This is a genomic window from Pseudomonas mediterranea CFBP 5447 (genome assembly GCF_000774145.1).
GTDB lineage: Bacteria > Pseudomonadota > Gammaproteobacteria > Pseudomonadales > Pseudomonadaceae > Aquipseudomonas > Aquipseudomonas mediterranea.
Genome location: NZ_KN322963.1, coordinates 1 through 4043, shown reverse-complemented (window position 1 = coordinate 4043; position 4043 = coordinate 1). Strand labels below are relative to the sequence as shown.

Below are 4043 nucleotides of genomic sequence, written 5' to 3'. Positions count from 1 at the left end.
CACGCTGTGGGGCGAGGCCCGCGGCGAAGGGCTGGCTGGCCAGATCGCTGTGGCCTGGGCCATCCGCAACAGGGTGGAAGATGGCCGGGCCAAGTCCTGGTGGGGCGAGGGATATGCCGGTGTGTGCCAGGCGCTATACCAGTTCAGTTGCTGGAACAAGACAGACCCGAATTATCAGTTCCTGATCGGTGTGAAGGAGATCCCGTTCCGCGAGTTGGCGCAATGCCGGATCGCTGCTGACAAAGTGATCGATGGTGCGGTGCCCGATCCAACCGGCGGCGCCACGCATTACTACGCGACTAGCATCAAGGCACCGGCCTGGGCGGCGAAGGCGAAGCAGACCCTGCGTCTGGGCAATCACCTGTTCTTCAAGGACGTGCCATGAACCCCGTGGGTGGGAAGGCCTGGGCAGTCGGCTTGCTGGTGGCCGTGCTGCTGGCATTCGTTGCAGCTTGGAAAGTCCAGGACTGGCGTTATGGGAAGCAGTTGGCGGAGCAGGCCGGCCTGCACAAGGATGACCTCACCGCCATCAGCAACGCAGCCGCCACCCAGGCCCGAGCCGAGCAGGACAAACGCCTCGCGCTCGAGCAGCGGCTATCAGCCAGCGAACAAACCCACTTCAAGGAACTGAGCGATGCTCAAACCAATCAGGCTCGTCTGCGCGATCGCCTTGCCACTTCTGATTTGCGGCTGTCAGTCCTCCTCGAGGATCCAGCCAGTTGCAGCGCAGTGCCTGCCACTGCCGGCGCCGTCGGCGTGGTTCATGGAGGAGCAAGAGCCCAACTTGACCCAGCGCATGCTCAAAGAATTGTCGCCATCACCGACGACGGCGACCGGGGGCTGATCGCGCTGAAGGCATGCCAGAATTATGTGCTTGAAAATTCTCGCTGAAAAAGTTCGGCGCAAGCACATTTAGGACGAACAGTTGGCTGTTTGGCCATCCAGTACCGAATTCAGTAGTTGGCTCAGGGCTAAAACCGTGTCTGATCAGCAATTGATTGCCGTGGAATATGTCAAGCTTGTGTGCGAGAGACTAGCAAGCCTGAAGCAGTTGGGAGTGACGACCGGAGAACTGCCAGTGGACCAGCTATGTATGTGCGTTAATCTCTTAGAGCCTCTCGCAGTTCAGATCTTATGGTGATTTCTGTTGGTTTTTTCTGCAATGTCTTCAGACGTCTACTATTTTATTGCTAGAGCGGGTTGATATTTTCTTTAGTCCTTTATCTAGTTTCTTTTCCAATAATTGTCTTCTTTCGAAATCGTGAGTTTTCATTATGGTGCTGTCTAGTTTTTGAAATTGATCTAACTCTTTTTCGTTGCCAGTGAAGGCGATTTTATGGCCCTTGAAATAGTTTCCTACATAAGTGGTATAACCCTGGACTCTACAATTGTGAAACATTAATATTTTCATCTCTTCGCTGAATCTCTTTGCGAAGGATTTACTTTCCGCTGATATTCCCAAGCCAGAATAGCAGCCATATATTTTAATTTTTCCGGCGTAACTAGTTTTTAATCCTGCCTCTTTCAGAAAGTCGGCTAATTCCTTTGCGGTTATTCTGCTGTCGTTGTCGATAGATGAGATCGAATCTTCTCCAATGGAGCAGTGACCCAGAATGTATATTGTATCAAAGGACGAAGCTGCTGAGCTTATAGTAGATTCAGCTTTTGTACGGATTCTTTGGTTTGTAGACTTGATGTCTGATCCATTGATGAAGCGATAGTCTGTGTAGTGGTTTTTTATTGAATTAATTCGCTCGCTCGAATCTATTTTGACTTTTTTGATATTTTGCTCGGTGATTTGGTTGTGTAATTGTCTTTTTTTGTGTTTTAAGGATGGTTCGTCGTCGGAGTCTGAGTCAGCAGGTTCTTTTTCTTCTATTTGTATCTCCTTTCGTATTTCTTCATATAGGATTTTTCTTTTTGCGGTGCGTGCGTTATTCCAGTTTTTTTTGGTGTCGGAAAATTGAGTGTCTTCTTCTGTTTCGAAAGGATGTATAACGATAATATTCCTATTCATTGTGGCTCTTCCATGTGGTTGTATGCCTGATAAATTTTAGAATATGACATGAGGGTCACAAAGCTTTCTGTATACGCTATCTCTCAACCCTGTATGGGAAGTCTAGGCGATGGATTGAGTTATGAGCTCGTTCTGTTTGCCTCGCCGACATCGCGCACTTCATTCGGATACTGGCCGATGGCGGCAGAGTGGCTTGGCGCTTGCTCCATTTGCCTAATCAGGTAAGGCTGTTTGTTGGTCCGTCCTCGTCAACCCACTCAAACCGTATTTCGGTCGCCGATTATCGCCTGGTGCGGCCAGTTCGCGCGGAAGAGTGGGCCGTGGGTGACCTTCTCTACTCTGGCATCATCGGTGCTTCCCGATCTTTTGCCCTGTACGACTTCCAGCCGCAGCGTACTAGTTCGGCGTACAAATCGTCGCCCTCCTGGTGGAAGAGGGCGAGCAGTTGCGAAGGCGCTGCACTGTACCGCTCCGGGGGCGCCAGGGTATCGACAAAGGTCCCGGACCACATGACCGACCCAGCCACGAAGTCGTGGATGCCGGTTATTGCGAGAGACGTCCGCACATAAGTTCTCCGGGGCTGGTCAGGATCGATTCTTCCCTGTTCGCATATCCGGAAGGCGATCACCCTCAAAGACCTTAAGCCGCTTGTATAATTCAGCTATTAGGGCGTCCTGGCCCAAGAGTTCCGACCGAGTGCTGTTCGCGAGTTTCGTATTTTCCCGGTACTGATCGCTCAGGTTCCGTCTGATTTTTGCCAGCTCAGCCCGAAGTCGGGCGCACTCTTTAGCCTCGGCTGCATGCATTTCTATCAAGCCGAAAATATCCTGGCGAGCCTTGCGAAGCTGGGTGGTCAGCTCCTGCACTTCGTTCTCCAGCATGAGGCAGGAGTGCCTGTACATCTCCAGAGGAGTAGGGCAGCCCAACCAATCGTCGGTGTCTTCTATGTCTAGCGGATCCACGGGTAACGCCTCAAGCTTTACTGTTTGGATATACAGTAATCGAGGCGCTAGGAAACCGGTGAGGACTCGCCGACGAGCAGCGTGCTGTCAGTCGGGAGAGCTTATTACCGCCAAGGCCATTTTGATGAACTCATCATTCTGAACGAGTGTATCCAGGGCGCCGTGCACATTGGCAGCGACCACGGCCGAGCCGTTGAGAGCGACCCAGTTAGACAACTCCATGATGGCTGCCTCGAGCGCAAGCTGGTTTTCGTTGATCTTGGAAAGCAGTTGGGGAAGCAGATCGAGGTTGTGCATTTTTGACTCCCGCTGAGTAGAGATCAGCGTAGCAGGGTAGGGATTTTCGGGAGCCATGACGCCGGAGAGGAGAGGGAATACTGTAGGAATATCCAACGCTAAGTTATTGATTCTTATGGGGCAATATGCTTGTTTTTTACCTACTCAATGACACCTGTTTTCCTTTTTAGATCAAGCGGTTGCGCAGGTTTTATGGTCACCTTGACACGGTGGTGGGCTGACAACGATCCGGCGCCTAAGCGCGGGCGCCGGTTGCATCGTAATCACTTTCCTTTCGGTGCCGCATTTCCACGGCCGCCACCTGATGGGTTCCCGGTCTTGCTTGGCAGATTGGGAACAGGTGCTCCTTTCGATCCGCCAGACTTTCCGCCCGTGCTGGGGCCTCCTGATCCGCCACTTGATTTGGTCATGTCAGTCTCCTGGGTAGTGCGATTCCGATTTGCTTATCCACGATGGACATACCTGTGACTCGTCATCGGCACCTCGGTTCTGATTGCCTGCTGGGCGAGTGTGATGTATGCAACATCGGCATAACCCGTCCGGCCGTTGCATCTGCGGAGTCGTCAATCAGCCGTCGAAATCTGCAACATTTTCTGGTCCGCAATTATTTACAGGCATGCAGAAACATTGGGCTGTATGGCAGGCATTTGCGCACGATTGCGAACCAGAAAACCTATCGGAAGCCGCATCCTGATTGATTTCCTCTCGGGACTTAAAATCCCCCGCTCGTAAGGGCGTGCCGGTTCGATTCCGGCTTCGGGCACCAT

The 4043-nt window shown here is 52.0% G+C and carries 5 protein-coding genes; 2 read left to right on the top strand and 3 right to left on the bottom strand.

What is annotated here, in order from left to right; translation table 11 throughout:
- Together N005_RS01735 and N005_RS01730 are read left to right on the top strand one after the other, a co-directional pair.
- A partial coding sequence (locus N005_RS01735) for a cell wall hydrolase (RefSeq protein ID WP_047698858.1) occupies positions 1–385 on the top strand: 385 nt, incomplete at its 5' end.
- Positions 382–891 carry a lysis system i-spanin subunit Rz gene (locus N005_RS01730; RefSeq protein WP_047698628.1) on the top strand — a complete coding sequence of 170 codons (510 nt, stop codon included), beginning with the start codon at positions 382–384 and terminating at the stop codon, positions 889–891. The genes N005_RS01735 and N005_RS01730, both read left to right, overlap by 4 nt.
- A 277-nt stretch (positions 892–1168) precedes the next feature.
- On the opposite strand, the gene N005_RS27745 is transcribed toward N005_RS01730, so the two are convergent.
- From N005_RS27745 to N005_RS01710, 3 genes are all read right to left on the bottom strand, one after another.
- The gene (locus tag N005_RS27745) at positions 1169–2017 is read right to left on the bottom strand and encodes a hypothetical protein (RefSeq protein WP_052126341.1); all 849 of its coding nucleotides are present in this window, start codon (positions 2015–2017) and stop codon (positions 1169–1171) included.
- 584 nt (positions 2018–2601) lie between these two features.
- Positions 2602–2898, bottom strand: a complete 297-nt coding sequence (locus tag N005_RS01715; protein WP_231983237.1) for a hypothetical protein — start codon at positions 2896–2898, stop codon at positions 2602–2604.
- Between the two features lie 168 nt (positions 2899–3066).
- Positions 3067–3276, bottom strand: coding sequence for a hypothetical protein (locus N005_RS01710; protein ID WP_047698624.1), 210 nt, complete (start codon positions 3274–3276; stop codon positions 3067–3069).
- Positions 3277–4043 lie beyond the last annotated feature (767 nt).